This is a genomic window from Methylophilus sp. Q8 (assembly GCF_000800115.1).
GTDB lineage: Bacteria > Pseudomonadota > Gammaproteobacteria > Burkholderiales > Methylophilaceae > Methylophilus.
Genome location: NZ_JUHE01000001.1, coordinates 1,494,672 through 1,512,698, shown reverse-complemented (window position 1 = coordinate 1,512,698; position 18,027 = coordinate 1,494,672). Strand labels below are relative to the sequence as shown.

The 18,027-nt window shown below is 52.0% G+C and carries 16 protein-coding genes; 4 read left to right on the top strand and 12 right to left on the bottom strand.

What is annotated here, in order from left to right:
• Positions 1-17: 17 nt before the first annotated feature.
• The 6 genes from lnt to phoB form a co-directional block, all read right to left on the bottom strand.
• Positions 18-1,496 carry an apolipoprotein N-acyltransferase gene (gene lnt, locus GQ52_RS07395; protein ID WP_047516357.1) on the bottom strand — a complete coding sequence of 493 codons (1,479 nt, stop codon included), beginning with the start codon at positions 1,494-1,496 and terminating at the stop codon, positions 18-20.
• The gene (locus GQ52_RS07390) at positions 1,493-2,323 is read right to left on the bottom strand and encodes a ChbG/HpnK family deacetylase (RefSeq protein WP_047516354.1); all 831 of its coding nucleotides are present in this window, start codon (positions 2,321-2,323) and stop codon (positions 1,493-1,495) included. Before GQ52_RS07390 ends, lnt begins: the two co-directional genes overlap by 4 nt.
• An 8-nt stretch (positions 2,324-2,331) precedes the next feature.
• A complete protein-coding gene (locus tag GQ52_RS07385; protein ID WP_024930660.1) occupies positions 2,332-2,706 on the bottom strand; it encodes a GtrA family protein in 375 nt (124 codons plus the stop codon).
• 7 nt (positions 2,707-2,713) lie between these two features.
• Complete coding sequence (locus tag GQ52_RS07380) at positions 2,714-3,691, bottom strand: glycosyltransferase family 2 protein (RefSeq protein WP_047516351.1); 978 nt, start codon at positions 3,689-3,691, stop codon at positions 2,714-2,716.
• 47 nt (positions 3,692-3,738) lie between these two features.
• Positions 3,739-5,367 carry a hypothetical protein gene (locus GQ52_RS07375; protein ID WP_047516348.1) on the bottom strand — a complete coding sequence of 543 codons (1,629 nt, stop codon included), beginning with the start codon at positions 5,365-5,367 and terminating at the stop codon, positions 3,739-3,741.
• 112 nt (positions 5,368-5,479) lie between these two features.
• Positions 5,480-6,184: a phosphate regulon transcriptional regulator PhoB gene (gene phoB / locus GQ52_RS07370; protein WP_019883356.1), complete on the bottom strand. Its 705-nt coding sequence runs from the start codon at positions 6,182-6,184 to the stop codon at positions 5,480-5,482.
• Between the two features lie 267 nt (positions 6,185-6,451).
• Between phoB and GQ52_RS07360 the strand changes: the two genes are divergently transcribed.
• Genes GQ52_RS07360 through nusB form a run of 3 tightly spaced genes read left to right on the top strand, consistent with a single transcriptional unit; the run spans position 6,452 to position 9,000 of the window.
• The gene (locus tag GQ52_RS07360) at positions 6,452-8,014 is read left to right on the top strand and encodes an OFA family MFS transporter (protein WP_047516345.1); all 1,563 of its coding nucleotides are present in this window, start codon (positions 6,452-6,454) and stop codon (positions 8,012-8,014) included.
• 60 nt (positions 8,015-8,074) lie between these two features.
• Entirely contained in the window at positions 8,075-8,524 is a 450-nt protein-coding gene (gene ribH / locus GQ52_RS07355) for a 6,7-dimethyl-8-ribityllumazine synthase (protein ID WP_024930656.1), read from the top strand.
• Positions 8,521-9,000: a transcription antitermination factor NusB gene (nusB, locus tag GQ52_RS07350; protein WP_047516342.1), complete on the top strand. Its 480-nt coding sequence runs from the start codon at positions 8,521-8,523 to the stop codon at positions 8,998-9,000. Before ribH ends, nusB begins: the two co-directional genes overlap by 4 nt.
• A gap of 79 nt (positions 9,001-9,079) precedes the next feature.
• Here the strand turns inward: nusB and GQ52_RS07345 are convergent, their stop codons facing one another.
• From GQ52_RS07345 to GQ52_RS07320, 6 genes are all read right to left on the bottom strand, one after another.
• Positions 9,080-11,866, bottom strand: coding sequence for a diguanylate cyclase domain-containing protein (locus GQ52_RS07345; RefSeq protein WP_235273429.1), 2,787 nt, complete (start codon positions 11,864-11,866; stop codon positions 9,080-9,082).
• Positions 11,867-12,079: 213 nt separating this feature from the next.
• A complete protein-coding gene (locus tag GQ52_RS07340) occupies positions 12,080-12,841 on the bottom strand; it encodes a UDP-2,3-diacylglucosamine diphosphatase (RefSeq protein ID WP_047516336.1) in 762 nt (253 codons plus the stop codon).
• A gap of 3 nt (positions 12,842-12,844) precedes the next feature.
• Entirely contained in the window at positions 12,845-13,339 is a 495-nt protein-coding gene (locus GQ52_RS07335; protein ID WP_019883364.1) for a peptidylprolyl isomerase, read from the bottom strand.
• A gap of 45 nt (positions 13,340-13,384) precedes the next feature.
• A complete protein-coding gene (locus GQ52_RS07330; RefSeq protein ID WP_024930652.1) occupies positions 13,385-13,954 on the bottom strand; it encodes a peptidylprolyl isomerase in 570 nt (189 codons plus the stop codon).
• Positions 13,954-15,201, bottom strand: coding sequence for a L,D-transpeptidase family protein (locus GQ52_RS07325; protein WP_047516333.1), 1,248 nt, complete (start codon positions 15,199-15,201; stop codon positions 13,954-13,956). Before GQ52_RS07325 ends, GQ52_RS07330 begins: the two co-directional genes overlap by 1 nt.
• A 109-nt stretch (positions 15,202-15,310) precedes the next feature.
• Entirely contained in the window at positions 15,311-16,402 is a 1,092-nt protein-coding gene (locus GQ52_RS07320; RefSeq protein ID WP_047516331.1) for a tetratricopeptide repeat protein, read from the bottom strand.
• A 263-nt stretch (positions 16,403-16,665) separates the two neighbouring features.
• Between GQ52_RS07320 and cysS the strand changes: the two genes are divergently transcribed.
• On the top strand, positions 16,666-18,024 hold the full coding sequence (gene cysS / locus GQ52_RS07315) for a cysteine--tRNA ligase (protein WP_024930649.1): 1,359 nt from the start codon (positions 16,666-16,668) through the stop codon (positions 18,022-18,024).
• Positions 18,025-18,027: the final 3 nt, after the last annotated feature.

Sequence of the window (18,027 nt, the reverse complement as noted above, 5' to 3'; positions counted from 1 at the left end):
ACGCACAAACCTAACAATTACCGTCTAAATCCAATCCACAACAAGCCACCCACACTCAACACCAGAAACGCCCAGTTGCCCCAAAAAACATAAGGCGTCTGCCCCCTATAGCTCTGCGCTTCACCGGTCAAAATTACTGCCTGATCATGTGCGGCATGCTGCAGTACCTTGCCATTTTTATCGATAATCGCCGTCGCCCCGGTATTGGTACTACGCAATACCATACGCCCGGTTTCCAGCGCACGCACCTGGCTAAATTGCATATGCTGGTCCGCCGCAAACGACTGTCCGTACCAGGCATCGTTGCTGATATTCACCAGCAACTCGGCTTGCGGCAGTTGCTGGGCAATCTCTTCACCAAACACGTCTTCGTAGCAAATATTGACGCCAACTTTTTGCCCGGCAATCAGCAATGGCTGCTTTGAAGTGCCGCGTGATAAATCACTCAGTGGCATATGCAACCAGTCACGGTAAATCCAGCCGAAGACGCTTTTGAGCGGAATAAATTCACCGAAGGGCACCAGGTGGCTTTTGGAATAGGCTTGCGTTGGTGACGTACCGAGGCTGATCGCGCTATTAAAATACTCGCCTTGCCTGGACTCGACCACGCCCACCAGCAAATCGCCTTGCTGGTCGAGCGCATGTTGTTTAAGTGCATCCAGATACACTGGCGCCAACTGTTCGAGCAACACCGGTAAAGCGGTTTCCGGCAAGACAATCAATTGCGCTTTGGCTTGCTGCACCATGTCGAAATATTGGCGCAAGGTCTGCTCAGCATGCTCGGGCGACCATTTGATAGTTTGGCTGATATTGCCTTGCAATAAAGCGACGCTGACTGGCTGACCCACAGCTTGGGTCCACGGCACCTGCGTGAGTGCGCTGCCACCGATGAGCAACGCGGCGAGGATAACCGCTGAGCGTAGACGTTGCTGAGTGGTGGCCAAGGCAAGTACACATGCGGCCAACAGCATCACCAATGCTGAGAGGCCATAGACACCCAGCACAGGTAGAAAACCTGCCAATGGACTGTCTGGTGCCTGACTATAGCCCAGCGTTAACCAGGGGAAACCGGTAAAAATCCAGCTGCGCACCCAGTCTGACAAGGCCCACAATAGCGGCGCAGCCCATAACAAATGGCCTAAGCGCTTGGCCAGATAGCCTGCAACTGCCGGGAACAAGGCCATAAACGCACACAGGCACAAGGTGCAGAATCCGGCAAACCACCAGGGCATGCCACCAAAGGTATGCAGGCTGATATAAATCCAGTAGATACCAAGCCCATATAGACCGAGACCAAAGGCCAGACCCAGTTTAAATACTTGTGCAGGTGTTGCGGCTTGCTGCCATAAACCCAGCAAAACGGCCAGGGTTAACCAGGGTAGCCAGAACAGTCCATAAGGTGCAAAACCAAGCACCGTGAGTGCACCGATCAAAAGTGCCAGCGCGGCACGTTGCCACAACGGGGCATGGCTTGCCCAGGCTTGAACAGAGCTCAATGCAAGCCTTTCACCGGCTGGATATCCGCCATGGACAGCCAGGCGGAGAAATCAGCCGACTGCATGACTTGCCATTCAATCATTCTGGCGATGGCAATCGGGTCATGCGGATCAATGACTTGCGTGGGACGCGCCGGATGACACATGAGCACGGGTGGCAGGTCTTTTTCAGAGATGAGCAGTTGTTTGAGCTGCCTGGCCCAATATAGCCAACGTGCCTGATAGGCCGCCGCATCGCCCTGAAAATCGTAGACGCCCAGCAATACAGGCGAAACGCGGAACCCGGCGGCCTTGGCAAGCTGTTTTAATTTTTCTGCGCCTAGCCAATGGATCATTCGAGCCTTGAGGCCACTACCTACCGGGGGGCTTGATATGCGCAACCATGGTCGTTTGGCTGGAGCCAAGTGGCCGTATCGATGTTGCAAAATGGTGATTAGTGCCTCGCGGATGACAGGCAGCTGATGCACGTGTAAATGGCCGTCAATATAATCTGGTGGCGTATGCAACGCATCTTCAAAAGCATCCAGCTGTTGCTTGATATTCGCCATCACCTTTTGTGTGCTGAGCAATCCAGTCAAGCTAAGCAACACCAGCACAGGGTGAGAGGCACGCATGGTGCGTGAAAACTGGGTGAAATCGAGGTGCAAGCCTAGATCAGCTTTGGTACGCAATTGCGGGGTGAGCTGCCGGGCACTGTCAGGCCAGCGTGGACTCAACGTCATGCAAGAAGTGGCTGTCAATATACCGCGCTCAATCAGCGTCAAAATGGCAGCATCAATCGCAGCCGATTGTGCATAGTCATCGGCACAAATAATCACCTTAGCCATGTAACACCTTAATCATGCTGAAAAGCCCAGAAGCGGCTCAGCAGCCAAGTACTGACTGCGATCAACACCATGACCACGCCAAGCGCAAACCAGAATGGCAACGGCGTGTAAGTCAGAGCCAGCCACAACAAGGCCTGGTTGCCAAAAAAACCGAGCAAAGCCACTGCCAGAAACTTGAAAAATGCGGCAAGATGACTTGCCTGTGTGCCACGAAACGACCAGCGGCGATGCCCGATATAACTCACAGGGAAGGCGCATAAAAAACCTAGCCAGTTGGCCTCGGCAGGCTGCCAGCCCCAGGCGTGCGTCAACAATGCCACGATGTAATGCACGCCTGCAGCCAACGCACCCACACTGACAAACCCTAATACCGAGGCACGCATCTTAACCTCAGGGCTGGTGACCGGACGCAGTCGGTGCAACGACTTCAGCCACAATGTAAGGCGGACGACCTTTGACTTCGTCATAGACACGGGCAAGGTATTCGCCCAGCACGCCAATAAATAACAACTGCACCCCGGCGAAAAACATCATGCTGGCCACCACGGTCGGCCAGCCAGGCACAGACTCATGGAAAAATAAGGCATCCACCACCACCACTGCACCATAGGCAAATGCCAGCAAGGCCAATGTGGCACCGGTTAAGCTAGCCAAGCGTAACGGCAAGACCGAGAAACTGGTGATGCCTGTCCAGGCCAACGCAATCAATTTGAGTTTTGAATAAGCACTCTCCCCGTGCAAGCGCGGCAAGGGTGTGTAAGGAATACCGATAGACTTATAACCCACCCAGGCGTAAATCCCTTTCATAAAGCGGTTACGCTCGGGCAAGGCACATAAGGCATCGACCACTTTACGGTTCATCAAGCGGAAATCCCCGGCATCACGCGGAATTTCTACATGAGTACTGGCGCTCATCATGCGGTAAAACAGGCGCGAACCCCATAGTTTGAAGGAGGATTCCTGCTCACGGTCCTGGCGCACGGCATACACCATATCGTAGCCTTCACGCCATTTTTCCAGCATGGTCAACATCAGTTCAGAAGCATGCTGGCCATCGGCATCCATGCAAATCACCACATCGCCTTTGGCATAGCTCAAGCCAGCGCTAATCGCGTTTTCTTTGCCAAAGTTACGCGAAAACCTGACCAGGGTCACATGGCAATCATCGACCAGCGATTGCACAACCTGTGCGGTTTGGTCACGGCTGCCATCATCGACCACCACCATATCCCAATGCGGTGACATCTGCTGTAGCACGCCGCGGATATTTTGCAGCGTATGTGCAATGTTTTTTTCTTCATTGTAAGCAGGCACCATCACCGTGATATGCGGTTGGGCGGTGAGGCGGTGAGAGTCAACTGTGGTCATGGCAATCAGATTAGCAGGTTCGATACGGTTATTGTAGCGGATTGCTACTAGTTTTTGGCCGGCGTGGCCAGGCGATCAGCGCCTTGTAAGTGGCGACGGTCTTTAATCACCGCCAGCCACATGCCCTGCCGCTGTACGCCGCCAATCAGCTTGCCCTTCATGACTTCGTGGCAATGCATATTGGTCGTGGATAAAAAGAAATCTGCTTCATCCCAACGACGGGTCACACTAAAGCGGCCATCGAGATAGGGTTCAATTTGTGGTGTATCGACACAGGCCGCCACCCAGTAAGGTTTGGTGCGCGCAGGCAAATGCATCTCGGTGAGCTGATCAGTCGCCACACGTAAGGCGCTGGACCAGTAATCGCCTTCCCACTTAAATTGCGCCTGGGTTTGATCACCAGCCAGGCGGTTGAGTCTGGCGTATTGGTATGGATGCAATTGCACAATATCGACCAAGGTCACCAGCATCAGGCCGCCAATCACGCCAGCCCAAATGGCCTGATAGGCGACTCTTGCGTGCAGATGACTGTGCGCCAATGCCTGCCATACGGCCACAATCGCCCAGGCGGAGAAGATCGCTAACAAAGGCAATAAAAAGGTAAAGTGGCGTACGCCGTTATACAAAGCAGGCCGGTCATCCATCACAAAGACGAGTGGGAACAAGATACCCACCAACAGGGTATACATGACCATACGCGTGCGCTGGTCAGCCAGCCGCAAGGCCTGGCGGCCAGCGAACCACAGCAAAGGCAGGCTAAAAATACCTAACAAAGCCGCCTCAGGTAATTTAACCGCCAGATACTGAAACAGATAACTGCGCGGCACTTCGCTGATGTTGTAGACCACGCCATTGGCAATGGTCTGCATATTAAAGTCAAAATGTGAGAAGGACTTGGCGGCTTCCAGCAAATTGTCCGGCTCAATCACACTCCACGGCCAGCACATGGCCATGAATACAAATGCCAGCACGGCGGCCGGCAGCAAAACAACCACCATGCGCAGCAAGCGTGACCATATCGGCGTGCGTTCATATTTGTGGTCGAGCAACACACGCACAAGCACAAGCAACACCAGATAGATCACGGCAAAAGCGCCGCCAACCCGCAAGCCTAATGCGCCGCCGACTGCGAACCCAAGCAAGACAATGGCTTTGCCACTGACATTTTCCATATCGCGCACCACCAGTGCTGTGGCATAGAGCGCCCACAACATGCAGGTGGCAAACGGTACATCTTTGGTATGGGTAAACATGGTGCCAGACCACGATACGGTGAGGAACAGCAGAGTCATGGCCAGCAACGCCAGGCGCTCGCCACCCAGCAAATGTGCGAATCTGGACACGCCGTAAAAACCCAGCAAACCAAACAAGGCCGAGAGCAAGTGACGTATATCCCAGATCATGATCGGAATATACGGGTCCAGCGCAGCGGCAATAATGTCAAACAAGCCGCCGTACAGGTAGAGATTTCGGTAGTGAAAAGCGTCCTGGTCTTTAAAACCGGACTGATACCAGTCGAGCAGCATCTGGCCGTAAGTATGCTGTACATACTCGTCGTTACTGATGCCGTGCTGGCGGAAAGTGAGGGCTACCCAAATAATTAATGCCAGCCAAAAGAAACGTATCAAGCAACGATACGTAGCAGCTGAGCAAGCTTGGGTAAAAAGGTGTTTCATGGGCTATTTAATCGTGAAAAATCAACACGCGCAAGCGTATCACGACACCCTGCCTGAGGATAGAGCGCGACCCCTGTCACGCTCAAATAAATCTTGGCCAGGCGAAAGCGGCTTAATTGCCAGGATCAGTATGCACGGAGAAGCGATAGCCGGAACCACGCACGGTCTGGATCATTTCCTCATGCTTGGAAGCTACCAGCGCATTGCGCAGGCGGCGAATATGCACATCGACCGTACGGTCTTCGACAAACACGCGGTCACCCCATACCTTATCCAACAGCTGTGTGCGGCTATGCACGCGCTCAGGATTGGTCATAAAGAAGTGCAGCAATTTAAACTCGGTCGGGCCCAGCGGGATATGCACATTATGGCCAGTCACGCGGTGTGTGGTCGGGTCCAGGTGCAAACCGGCGATTTCAATCGGATCATCAGTCATTTGCGGTGCGCGTCTGCGCAACACGGCTTTGATACGCGCATTCAACTCACGCGGGCTGAATGGCTTGGTCACATAATCATCTGCGCCTACTTCCAGGCCGCGTACTTTATCAAACTCGTCGCCACGTGCAGTCAGCATGATAATCGGTACTTCTTTAGTCAGGCTGTCAGATTTCAGGCGGCGGGCAAACTCAATGCCACTCATGCCAGGCAACATCCAGTCCAGCAAAATCAGGTCTGGCATGGTTTCACGTAACAACATTTGTGCATGTTCGACGCTGGTGGCACGGATAGCGTGATGCCCCGCCTGTTTGATATTTAACGCCAGCAATTCCTGAATCGCCGGTTCGTCTTCTACCACCAAAATATTCGCTGCTGCCATGACGCTCCCTTTAAGCAATATGAGATCAAAGTATTGATTGAATGCTCGCCAGTTTATGAATGAATTATGACATTTTAATGACAACATCACATAAATTTAATTTTGCTGTTATTGCCTTTTAGGCCAAATTGTAACAAGATGTAACGGCAGAAAATAAAGGGGTTTTTAATCTTGCTTAATCTTTCCAAAGAACACATCACCGCTGGCAGCCATTTCAATCGCTGGCTGGTACCACCGGCAGCACTGGCAGTACATCTCTCTATCGGCATGGCTTATGGCTTTAGCGTATTCTGGAAACCGCTGGGCAATGCGCTCACTGGGCCAGATGGCAAACCAGTGGCCGCCTGCGCCGCAGGGGCAAGCACCTTTGCCGATAAACTGGCAGGCACCGCCAAAGCGCTGACCGCTACTGACTGCAACTGGACCCAGTTTGACCTGGGCTGGATGTATACCTTGTTTTTCGTCCTGCTGGGCTGCTCTGCGGCCGTCTGGGGTGGCTGGCTAGAGCGTGCAGGTCCGCGCAAGGCAGGCCTAGTTGCCATGCTTTGCTGGTGTGGCGGCTTGCTGATCTCTGCCCTCGGTGTTTATCAACACCAGCTATGGATGATGTGGCTGGGCAGCGGTGTCATTGGTGGCATCGGCCTCGGGCTGGGCTATATTTCCCCCGTCTCCACCCTGATCAAATGGTTTCCTGATCGCCGCGGCATGGCCACAGGCCTGGCGATCATGGGCTTTGGCGGCGGCGCCATGATAGGCTCACCACTGGCAACTAAACTCATGAGCATATTCGCGACGCCCACCGCCCCCGGTGTGTGGCAAACCTTCGTCGTACTGGCCGTGATTTACGCCGTCTTTATGACTTGTGGCTCACTGGGCTATCGCGTACCGGCCGCCAACTGGAAGCCTGCTGGCTGGACACCGCCAGACACTCAACACAACCGCCTGGTTGCCACCCGTCATGTGCACCTGAAAAATGCGCACAAAACGCCGCAATTCTGGTTGCTGTGGCTGATTCTGTGTATGAATGTGTCTGCTGCCATCGGCATTATAGGTGCCGCAGCGCCCATGTTGCAGGAAACGTTTGGCGGGGTACTGATCGGCCAGCCTGCACTTGGGTTTGCCGACATCAAGGCAGATGAAGCGCTGACCGCTGCAGCCGCAGCGGTAGGCGCAGGTTTTGTCGGGCTGATTTCACTGTTTAACATTTTCGGCCGTATCGGCTGGGCCACCTCGTCAGACAAACTGGGGCGCCAAACGACCTATTTCATCTTTTTTGTACTCGGCATCATGATGTATGTCTGCGGCACTTATGCGGCCAATCATCACCAACTGGCCTTGTTCCTGCTGGTGTTCTGCATCATTGCCTCCATGTATGGCGGCGGCTTTGCTACCATTCCGGCCTACCTGGCTGACTTGTTCGGTACGCAGTTTGTAGGCGCTATCCACGGCCGCCTGCTTACTGCCTGGTCAACCGCAGGCATTCTGGGCCCGGTCATCGTCAACTACCTGCATGACGTGCGACTGGAGGCCAACGTCCCCTATGCCGATATTTATGCGCCGATATTTATGACGTTAGCGGCCTTACTCGGCGTCGGCTTTGTGGCCAACTTGCTGGTCAGACCGGTGGCTGACAAATACTTCATGTCAGACAGCGAATTGGCAGCAGAGCAAAGTGGTGGCAAAAACACCACCCAGCAGGCGGTGAACATCAAGCAGGATGACCAGAAAACACCTGCCATTCTGGTCAAACTGGCGTGGCTTGCTGTCCTGATTCCCATCAGTTATGGCATCTGGATGACGGTACAAAAAGCCTGGTCACTATTCGCATAATCCGTAACGTAGCCGTTTGGGTTAAAATAGCGGTTTATGTTTTAACCCACGGACGCACAAGTGAACAAAATTGCTCAAAACCTGGACGGTAACGGTAAAAAAATCGGTATCGTCCTCTCCCGTTTTAATGAAAACATTGGCGCAGGCTTGTTGCAAGCCTGCGAACAGGAACTGCTCAAACTGGGCGTCAACGCTGAAGACATCACCCTCGCCACCGTACCAGGTGCGCTGGAAACCCCGCTGGTGCTATTGCACATGGCCATGACTGAAAAGTACGATGCCTTGATCGCGCTGGGTGCCATTATCCGCGGTGAGACCTACCACTTTGAAGTAGTTTCCAATGAGTCTGCACGTGGCATTTCAGAAGTACAACGCGATACAGGCGTGCCAGTTGCCAATGCAATTCTCACCACAGAAAACGATGAGCAAGCTGAAGTACGCGTAGCGGTAAAAGGCGCAGAAGCCGCCCAAGCTGCCATTGAAATGGCGAACTTAGTGAGCGCACTATGAGTGAAGATAAAGCAGCGGTGAGCCAGGAAAAAGCTGCGCCAGCCAAAAGCAAAGGCAGCAAAAACCGCCGCAAATCACGCGAGCTGGCACTGAAAGCGCTCTACCGCAACCGCATGAATGCCGGTGATGTGAAGCAACTGCGCCTGGACAGCCTGGATGACCCGGATTACTTCAAGGCCGACGAGACGTACTTCAAGCAATTGCTCACTGGCGTGCTCGATCACACGACCGACATTGATGCCATGATCAGCCAGTTTATTGACCGCCAGCTGGAAGAACTGAGCCCGATCGAACATGCCATTTTGCGCATCTCCGGCTATGAGCTGATGTTTGATGTCAGCATTCCTTACCGCGTTGCGATCAATGAAGGTGTTGAGCTGGCTAAAGCTTATGGCGGTATTGATGGTCATAAATACATCAATGGCGTACTGGATAAAATTGCTGCGCAGGTCAGACCGCACGAATTTAAGCGCTAGACGCCTAACCGTAGTGACCAGACATAAAAAAGCCCTGCATACAGGGCTTTTTTATTGCGCAGCGTATGAGCACGGGCTGTTATTCAGAATAGACGTGGTAGCCATTGCGCCCGGCGCCTTTGGCTTCATACATGGCGATATCGGCCTGTTTCATCCACTCAGTCACCGTCACCTGCGTACCTGCAGCACACACAGCCACCCCAATACTGACGCCAATATGAATACTGCGTTCATTCACTTGCACTGGCAGTACAAAGCTATTCAGGATTTTTTGCGCCACATGCTCAGCATCATCACGCTGCGTGAGTTCTGGCAGCAACATCACGAACTCGTCCCCGCCCAGCCTGGACACCGTATCACCTTGCCGCAAACTGCCCTGCAGTCGCGTGGAGACCTCTTTTAAAATCACATCGCCTACATCATGGCCAAGCGTATCGTTAATCTGCTTGAAATGGTCAATATCCAGGAACAGTAATGCCGCAGCCTGCTTCGCATGCGGCAAGCGCGCATGCACCTGATGCAACCTGCTGAGCAACATCCGGCGATTGGGCAAGCCGGTCAGCGCATCAAAATAGGCCTCTTGTGTGACTTCATCATACTGATGCTTACGTGCCGTAATATCTTCGATCTGGGCAATAAAATATTGCGGCGCATCCTCATCATCGCGAAAAATAGACACCGACAATTGCACCCACACCACGGCTTGATCGAGGCGGATATAACGTTTCTCCATCTGATAGGCGTTTATTTTGCCATCTAGCAGTTGCTGCACATATTCCAGATCCTTAGCCAGATCATCAGCATGGGTGATTTCCTGGAATGTCGTCGCCACGAGGGCCTCGTTGGTATAGCCTACAATGTTGCACAATGCCTGGTTCACCTTGGTAAAGCGCCCCTCCAGTGACACGATGGCCATACCAATCGGCGCAAACTCCATAATCTCGCGAAAACTTTTTTCACTGGCACGCAGGGCAGACTCTGTCTTCTTACGGCTGCTGATATCATCAAATACCACCACAGCACCACTGACTTTACCGTCACGGATGATCGGCACCGAGGTTACATCCATATAAATGGGCTGGCCGCCACATCGCCAGAACACTTCATCTGAGGTCTTGATCGCTTGCCCACTGCGCATCACCTGGCACAGTACGCAATCCTGCTCAGCATGGGGCGACTCATCCGCCTTCTTATAATGTAACAGGGCATGTGCACTCTTACCCAACAACGCGCCCTGCTCCCAGCCCAGCAAACGCCGCGCCTCCGGATTGGTAAACGTGATCAGGCCATGCATATCTGTGACGTAAATGCCCTCCCCCAGGGTATCTGTAATCTCTTGGAACCTGACAGCACTTTCCTTGAGTGCCAGCGTTTTTTCATTCACTTGCGCCAGCACCCTGGCCGTGAAACCGGTGCCGATCAGCAGGATAGACCCCACCAGCCCGATACAAAAAATCCCGACTGCCAGCATGCTCCAGCTTTGCCAGCCCCGATGTTGGGCATAATAGCGATGAGACGGTGAAATATTGAGCCGATAATGCTTGGTGCCAAACTTGAAGTCACGGCTAAATACCACATCAGACTGCGCATCCGTCACAGCGGCATATACAACGGCCTGACTTTCCATCTCCACCAGTTGCACATTCAACAATGATGCTGTCCGCGCAAATAAGGCGCCAAAAAAGTCCTTATTCACCAGCACCGTTTGCACCACTCCATCGTAGCGATATCCATGCACGGGATACATCAACAGCAAGCCAGTTTCATGCCCCGAATACAGGTATAACTGGATAGGGGCAGTCACCACCGCAGTATTTTGCTTGAAGGCCTGCAAAATGGTCATTTTGCGATTATCGAGTGCAGCCAAATCAAAGCCGACCACCCGCTGCGTCTGCGCTGTGGTTGGTTCAATATAAGTCAGTGGAAAATAATAAGGCCGTATTTTTGCCGTGAGCCATTGCTCAGCCGGGCCTGGCTCACGGATATCAAAACCGGGGGACTCTGCCTGCATCCGGGCCACAAAGCTGGCACGTTCGGCCTGACGAATCTTGGGCACCCATTCAATGGCATAAATCATCGGGTATTTATCCAGCGTCACTTTGACAAAGCTACGGAAATCCGCCTGACTAATGTCTGACTGCTGATAGGTAAACAAGGCGCTGATTTGTGCCAGCACAGCCTCTTGCGATTCCAGCCGCACACGTAATTGCTCGGATAATTGGCTGGCCATGCCATCAAATTCGGTCAACGACTCCTTACGCTCCCATTTGCTGGCCGTGACAAAGGCTAATACCAGTAAAGCAAACAATATGAGCATAGGCACTGCCACGGTTTGCAAGCGCCTTCTCCACAATGGCCGCGGCTGGCCGAGGAAGACCAGCGTGAATGGCAGCATCACAATCAGGCCAAGGAAGTCTCCTACCCACCATGATACCCAGCTTGCCAATACACTGTGCTGGTCGAGTAACCCCAGCATAAACAGCCCCGTCACAGATAAGCTGGCGCTCACCAGGCAGATTAACGGCGCATACAACAAAAAACGCACGACATCACTGGGAGCATCCAGCGTGGTGGGATAAGTAATGATCCGGCGCAGCCATGTCCCGCCACACCAGGCCTGTACGGATGAAGCCACGGCAATCAACATTGCCACCGCTAGTCCGAGCTGACTCCAGTGATGGCTGGCCGTATAGCCGACCCATAAATTCAGTAGTAATGATCCGCAAAAAATGGCGGGTAAGGCACGCTGCCCGATCAGATAAGTCACCGCAATGGCGATACCGGCGGGCGGGAAAATAGCGGAGGCATAACCAGGAGGCACTGCCAGCATCAAGCCCAGCTTGCCGGTGATGATATAAATCAACACCAAGGCCAAGCTAAAAAGAATGCCTTTGCTGTGAGTAGAGGGTCGTGGAAACATCAATAACAATATTCAAACACGGTGCGTGCAAATGTGTCGCTGAATAAAAACATACGTGTATTCAGTCAGCAGCTTAACACTGCGGCGTACTCAAGCATGACAGAAATTAAGTAACAAAACGCCGCTTATTTGCCCCATACAGCTGTTTGCAAAAAAAGATCAGGCCAACAACGATAGGGTGTGGAGCTGTAAACCATGCGCGTCCCAGCGGGCACACACGGCATCATCATGCCAGTCACCCAATACGATACGCTCACAGACATGGCCATCAATCTGCACAGGGTGACGCCCCGGCCTATGTGTATGGCCATGCAACAAGATATCCGGGTAATCATACTGGCGCAGCAAAGCCAGCACAGCCGCTGCATTCACATCCATAATATCCATGGGTTGCGTGGTTTGGGCGTGCATCGCCTTGTTTTGTGTACTTTGCTGACGCGCCTGTTCGGCAAAGGCCAGTCGGGCGGCGAGCGGCTGTGACAGAAAAGCCTGCTGCCATTGCGGCGTGCGTACCTGACTACGGAACTGTTGATAAGCCACATCATCACTACACAAGGCATCACCATGGCTCAAAAGAATGCGTGTTTCGCCTAATGTCAGCAAGGTTGGATCAGACAACAATTGCAAGCCACTGGCTTGCGCAAAACCTTGGCCAATTAAGAAATCACGGTTGCCATGCATAAAGTATAACCTCACGCCCTGATCCGAGAGCGCGCGTAACGCTTGCACAATCGGTACAAACTCCGCGCCATGCTGCGGGTCAGCGAGAATATCATCGCCCACCCACACTTCAACAAAATCACCGAGGATATACAGCGCTTCAGCCGTCGTAACTTCCGTCCGCAGCCAATGCAAAAAAGCCTGCGTTACCGCAGGCCTTTGCGCACATAAGTGCAGATCAGAAATGATCCATGTGGTCATGCCTTAGGCAACCACAACGGCTTTTTCAATGATCACTGGTTCCACTGGCACATCCTGGTGGCCAGCGCGATTGGTCGTTGGTACGGCTTTGATCTTGTCGATCACGTCCATGCCTTCAACCACTTTACCGAAGACACAGTAACCCCAACCCTGGCTGGTCGGTGCAGTAAAGTTGAGGAAGTCGTTATCTTTCACGTTGATAAAGAATTGTGCAGACGCTGAGTCCGGCACCATGGTACGTGCCATGGCCAAGGTATATTTGTCGTTAGACAAGCCATTGTCAGCCTCGTTTTTGATGGTTGCGTCTGTCGCTTTTTGCTTCATGTTGGTGTCAAAACCGCCACCCTGGATCATGAAGTCGTTAATCACGCGATGAAAAATCACGCCATCATAAAACCCTTTTTCAACGTAGCTCAAAAAGTTAGCCACGGTAATCGGGGCTTTTTCTGCGTTGAGTTCAATCGTAATATCGCCAAAATTGGTAGTCAGTTTGACCAAAATATTCTCCGTTTATTGAGGATGATGATAGTTATTTGCTAACCGTTACTTGCTAGTCACTATCGTTGCACGTTTAATGATGACCGACCGAATCGGCACATCTGAAAAGCCACGTTGGTTGCCAGTAGGCAAATTGCTGATTTTAAACACCACGTCCATGCCAGACACCACTTTACCAAACACACAGTAACCGATTCTGTCTGGTTCTGGACTGCTGTAATCCAGAAACTGGTTGTCAGCGACATTGACAAAAAATTGCGCAGTGGCTGAGTTAGGATCTTGCGTACGCGCCATGGCGATGGTGCCGGTCTGATTGACCAGGCCATTACCCGCCTCATTGATAACCGGTGCGCGGGTTGGTTTTTCTGTCAGCTCGCGATCAAAGCCGCCGCCCTGAATCATGAAACGGCCAATCACACGGTGAAAAATGGTATTGGTATAAAAACCGTCTTTCACATATTGCAAAAAGTTTTCCACCGTTTTAGGCGCTTTGTCCGCATACACCTCAACCGCAAAATTACCCTGATTGGTTTCAAACAGTACTTGCGTTGCCGCATTCGCCACACCCACTGCGGCTAACAAGCAACACCCTAATACCCAAGACAACACACGCATCACGCTGATCCTTCGTACAAAATTTTCCATTCACCATTCTCCTGCACCCAGTATTGTCGTTTTTTCATGACATTACGTAATGCAGCGCTCACATATTCCTGCTCAAAGTCTACGACCACCATGTTGCGCTTGGAGTTCGGATAAGTGAACATGCTCACCTCAGACAGATTGACGCTCACCTTGGGCTTGGCCGCCTGAATCTGGCGCTTGTAACTCGTCCATCTGGACAAATCACCTTCAGAATAGAAGAAGTCGCTGGTGTAATGAGACAGGTAAGCATCGGTATTTTGCGAAGCCCAGTCTTTACGCCACTGTTCGATCGCAGATTTAAGATCTGCTTTGTGACGGTCCTGATGACGCACAGAATCTGGATTCACCCACTGAAAATTGACACCAATCACGACTGGCGTATTGCCCGCCTGTAACACTTCCTGCAGGGCTTTCATGTCAGGGTTGGACAACACCACACAACCATCACTGGCGCGTGGCGGACGGCTGTAAGTATCCCTGGGCGTGCCATGTATCCAGATACCGGAACCAGTCTTGCGCTCGTAACTGTCAATCTCATTCGGATAATTGAGCGGATACGCTGCATCGCCATACAAGTCCGGCAAGGGGCGATTGAGTTTACGCGAGGCAAAATAAACGCCTATTGGCGTCCGCTTGTCACCCTGGTCTTTTTTGCCGATACCGTTTTTACCGATAGTGACATAATAATCAGCGACATAGCGCAACACATCGCCCTGCCCCTTTTCATAGACATACAGACGTGAGCGCGCGGTATCGACAAACAGGATGTGGCTTTGCTTTTCTGACAACTCCACCAGCATATTGGGCTGGGTCAAGCCACGGTTACGGTCAAAATAATTGCGGATACGGATTTCAGCTTCTTCTTTGAAATCCTGAATGCGGGTGACATCTGCCGTATTAGCATCACCAAAATTATTTAAAATCCTGGCTTTGGCAGAAAGCAAATCGCCATGAATCAGATGGGCAAGGGCAAAGTTGGGAGAGATCGTCAGCAACTGGTCAACATAATCCAGCGCCTGTTGCAAACGGCCTTCTTTAATCGATTGCAGAGTTTGCACCAACATGCGTTCAACCGCATTGGTGTTTTTATTTTGGACGAACAAACGCGCAGTTAACGCTTCATGGTTAACCGCGGTTGCATTCCAAGGCAATAACGCAGCACTGACAAACGCAATATAGCAGTACTTTCTTAAACTCCTCATACCGATATTATACATTTGTTTAATTAAAATCTTGCGCGCCTAACCAGCCAAATTCGCCCCTTATTTAGCGATTTTAAAGGCGTGCCGTCGAACAGCGCACGCTTTAATTTAGCTTAGAACAACTTTAGAACTTACCGACGCGCTCTTGCTGAATTAACCAGCGACCGCCTTCTTTCACCAGATTCAGCGTTTTGTTCGAGTTTGCATCCAGGCCAGTGGCTTTATAGGCCTGACGGAAGGTCACCTTGGCTGCACTGTCACTCTCGACTTTGACTGCCAGATTACTCAGCTTGACTGAAATCTTGCTTGGGCGGCTGACGCGATCACGACGGGTAGACTCCCACTGCTTGCGTGATTCGCCTGCTGGTGTTTTAAAGTCTTTGGCGTAGCTATCCAGATACTTGTCTACATTTTGTGCTGCCCACGCATCCGCCCAGGCATTCACAGCATCCAGCACGATACGCTCCTGATGGTCAGTTGCCGGTTTCGCTTCTACCGGCTTGGATTCAACCACTGTTGGTTTTTTGGTCTCAGCGACGACAGGTGGTGTGACCGTTGACGGCGGCGATGGCTGCGCTGCAGAAGGCGGATTCACTACCGCAGTATTGACTGGCGGCGGGGTCACCGCAGGCGTAGTGGCTGCTGGCGCAGGCGGTACAGCCGTTGCAGTACGCGCCACAGTACGCTTGCCACCAAACAAATCAGTAATCATGGCCAGCTTGCTTTGCGCACGACTATTGGAGGTGTCTAGCTTCAACGCCTTGTCGTAAGCTTCTGAGGCCAGGCGCGCATAAATATCACCCAGATTCTCATGCGCAGTGGCGTAGCTAGGATGCGTTTTGATCGCAGATTCCAGCGCTTTTCTGGCTTTATCATACTGACCTTGATCCGCATACAGCACGGCCAGATTGTTATAAGGCTCAGGCAAGTTAGGGTATTTTTCAGTGAGTTCGGTAAATGACTTGATCGCCTCATCGCGCTTACCCAGCTCTACCAGAATCACGCCGCGCATAAACATGGCTTCAGCGTTTTTAGGGTTGGCAGACAGATAATTATTCACACGCTCCAAAGCGGCCGCCTGGTTGCCCTGCTCGGACAACTGGTTGATCTCACGTAGTTCCACATTGGTTTGGCCCGCAAAAGTAGAATGAGACAAGGCGACCTGGCTTAAAAGGACAGCCAACACCAGCAAAGATTTTTTTAATGTTGCGTTCATGAGTTTATTACCTGAGCAATCGTTGATTTTTAGCAGTATGTTATACTTGGATTGTACAAGAGACAGTGCGTATTTAGGTGATTATTACACGATGATTCAGCACCAATTTGTGTCCTGCGTGGTTTACCTGACAACAAACAATCAAGCAATGGCAACCCTCGCCGACGCAAAAACAAAAAGCACCACACGTGTTAACATAAATTAAACACTACAATATTTCTGCTAATTTTATCACGCATTAATCCTTTTTACATTTCGTTAGCATGTTAAAACTACACAACACCCTTTCCCGCAGCAAGCAAGTCTTCCAGCCCATCACAGAAAAAACCGTCAGCATGTACGTCTGCGGCATGACCGTATATGACTTTTGCCATCTGGGCCACGCACGCGTCATGGTGGTGTTTGACATGGTGGCACGCTGGTTTCGCACCAGCGGCTATAAAGTGACTTACGTACGCAATATCACCGATATTGACGACAAAATCATCAAACGTGCCAATGAAAACAACGAAAGCATCCAAAGCCTGACGCAGCGTTTTATTACCGCAATGGATGAAGACTCGGCCAAACTCGGCATTATCCGCCCCGACATTGAGCCACGCGCCACCGAGCACGTGCAAGGCATGCTGGACATGATTAGCCAGCTCATAGAAAAAGGCTTTGCCTACCAGGCCAGCAATGGCGATGTGTTTTACAAAGTGCGTAGTTTCAACGACTACGGCAAACTGTCCGGCAAATCACTGGAGGACCTGCGCGCAGGCGAACGCGTCGATGTCGACACCTTCAAGCAAGATCCGCTGGACTTCGTATTATGGAAATCGGTGAAGCCGGGCGAACCTTACTGGGAATCGCCCTGGGGGAATGGCCGCCCGGGCTGGCATATTGAATGCTCAGTCATGAGCGCGGCACACCTTGGTGCGCACTTTGACATCCATGGCGGCGGCCAGGACTTGCAGTTCCCGCACCACGAAAACGAAATCGCCCAATCCGAAGCCACCCATGGCTGCACCATGGCCAACTACTGGATGCACAACGGCTTTATCCGCGTTGATGACGAAAAAATGTCCAAATCCCTGGGCAACTTCTTCACCATCCGTGAAGTGCTGGAAAAATATGACCCGGAAGTCGTGCGCTTCTTCATTCTGCGCGCACATTACCGCAGCCCGCTCAACTACTCCGACAAACACCTGGACGACGCCAAAGCCTCTTTGACGCGCCTGTATACCGCATTGCGTGGCATAGACGCTGCTGACAGCGCCATCAACTGGGATCAGCCACAGGCCGCCAAATTCAAGGCCGCCATGGACGACGACTTCAATACCCCAGAAGCCATCGCCGTCTTATTTGAACTCGCCAACGATTTAAACAAAGACAAATCCGCCGCTACTGCCGCATTATTGAAACAATTGGCTGCGATTATCGGCCTGTTGCAACGTGACCCGGAAAGTTTTATGCAAGGCGAAAGCGACGGCACGCTCGACGTCGAAAGCCTGATCGCAGCGCGCATTGCTGCCAAAACAGCCAAAAATTACGCTGAAGCTGACCGTATCCGCAAAGAGCTGGCCGATGCAGGCATCGTATTGGAAGACTCTGCGCAAGGTACTACTTGGCGCCGTGCATAATTG

Excerpts from the sequence above, each read along its gene's own strand:
- GQ52_RS07390 (WP_047516354.1), bottom strand. The coding sequence starts at position 2,323 with ATGGCTAAGGTGATTATTTGTGCCGATGACTATGCACAATCGGCTGCG.
- GQ52_RS07385 (WP_024930660.1), bottom strand. The coding sequence starts at position 2,706 with ATGCGTGCCTCGGTATTAGGGTTTGTCAGTGTGGGTGCGTTGGCTGCA.
- GQ52_RS07380 (WP_047516351.1), bottom strand. The coding sequence starts at position 3,691 with ATGACCACAGTTGACTCTCACCGCCTCACCGCCCAACCGCATATCACG.
- GQ52_RS07375 (WP_047516348.1), bottom strand. The coding sequence starts at position 5,367 with ATGAAACACCTTTTTACCCAAGCTTGCTCAGCTGCTACGTATCGTTGC.
- phoB (WP_019883356.1), bottom strand. The coding sequence starts at position 6,184 with ATGGCAGCAGCGAATATTTTGGTGGTAGAAGACGAACCGGCGATTCAG.
- GQ52_RS07360 (WP_047516345.1), top strand. The coding sequence starts at position 6,452 with ATGGCTTATGGCTTTAGCGTATTCTGGAAACCGCTGGGCAATGCGCTC.
- nusB (WP_047516342.1), top strand. The coding sequence starts at position 8,521 with ATGAGTGAAGATAAAGCAGCGGTGAGCCAGGAAAAAGCTGCGCCAGCC.
- GQ52_RS07340 (WP_047516336.1), bottom strand. The coding sequence starts at position 12,841 with ATGACCACATGGATCATTTCTGATCTGCACTTATGTGCGCAAAGGCCT.
- GQ52_RS07330 (WP_024930652.1), bottom strand. The coding sequence starts at position 13,954 with ATGCGTGTGTTGTCTTGGGTATTAGGGTGTTGCTTGTTAGCCGCAGTG.
- GQ52_RS07325 (WP_047516333.1), bottom strand. The coding sequence starts at position 15,201 with ATGTATAATATCGGTATGAGGAGTTTAAGAAAGTACTGCTATATTGCG.
- GQ52_RS07320 (WP_047516331.1), bottom strand. The coding sequence starts at position 16,402 with ATGAACGCAACATTAAAAAAATCTTTGCTGGTGTTGGCTGTCCTTTTA.
- cysS (WP_024930649.1), top strand. The coding sequence starts at position 16,666 with ATGTTAAAACTACACAACACCCTTTCCCGCAGCAAGCAAGTCTTCCAG.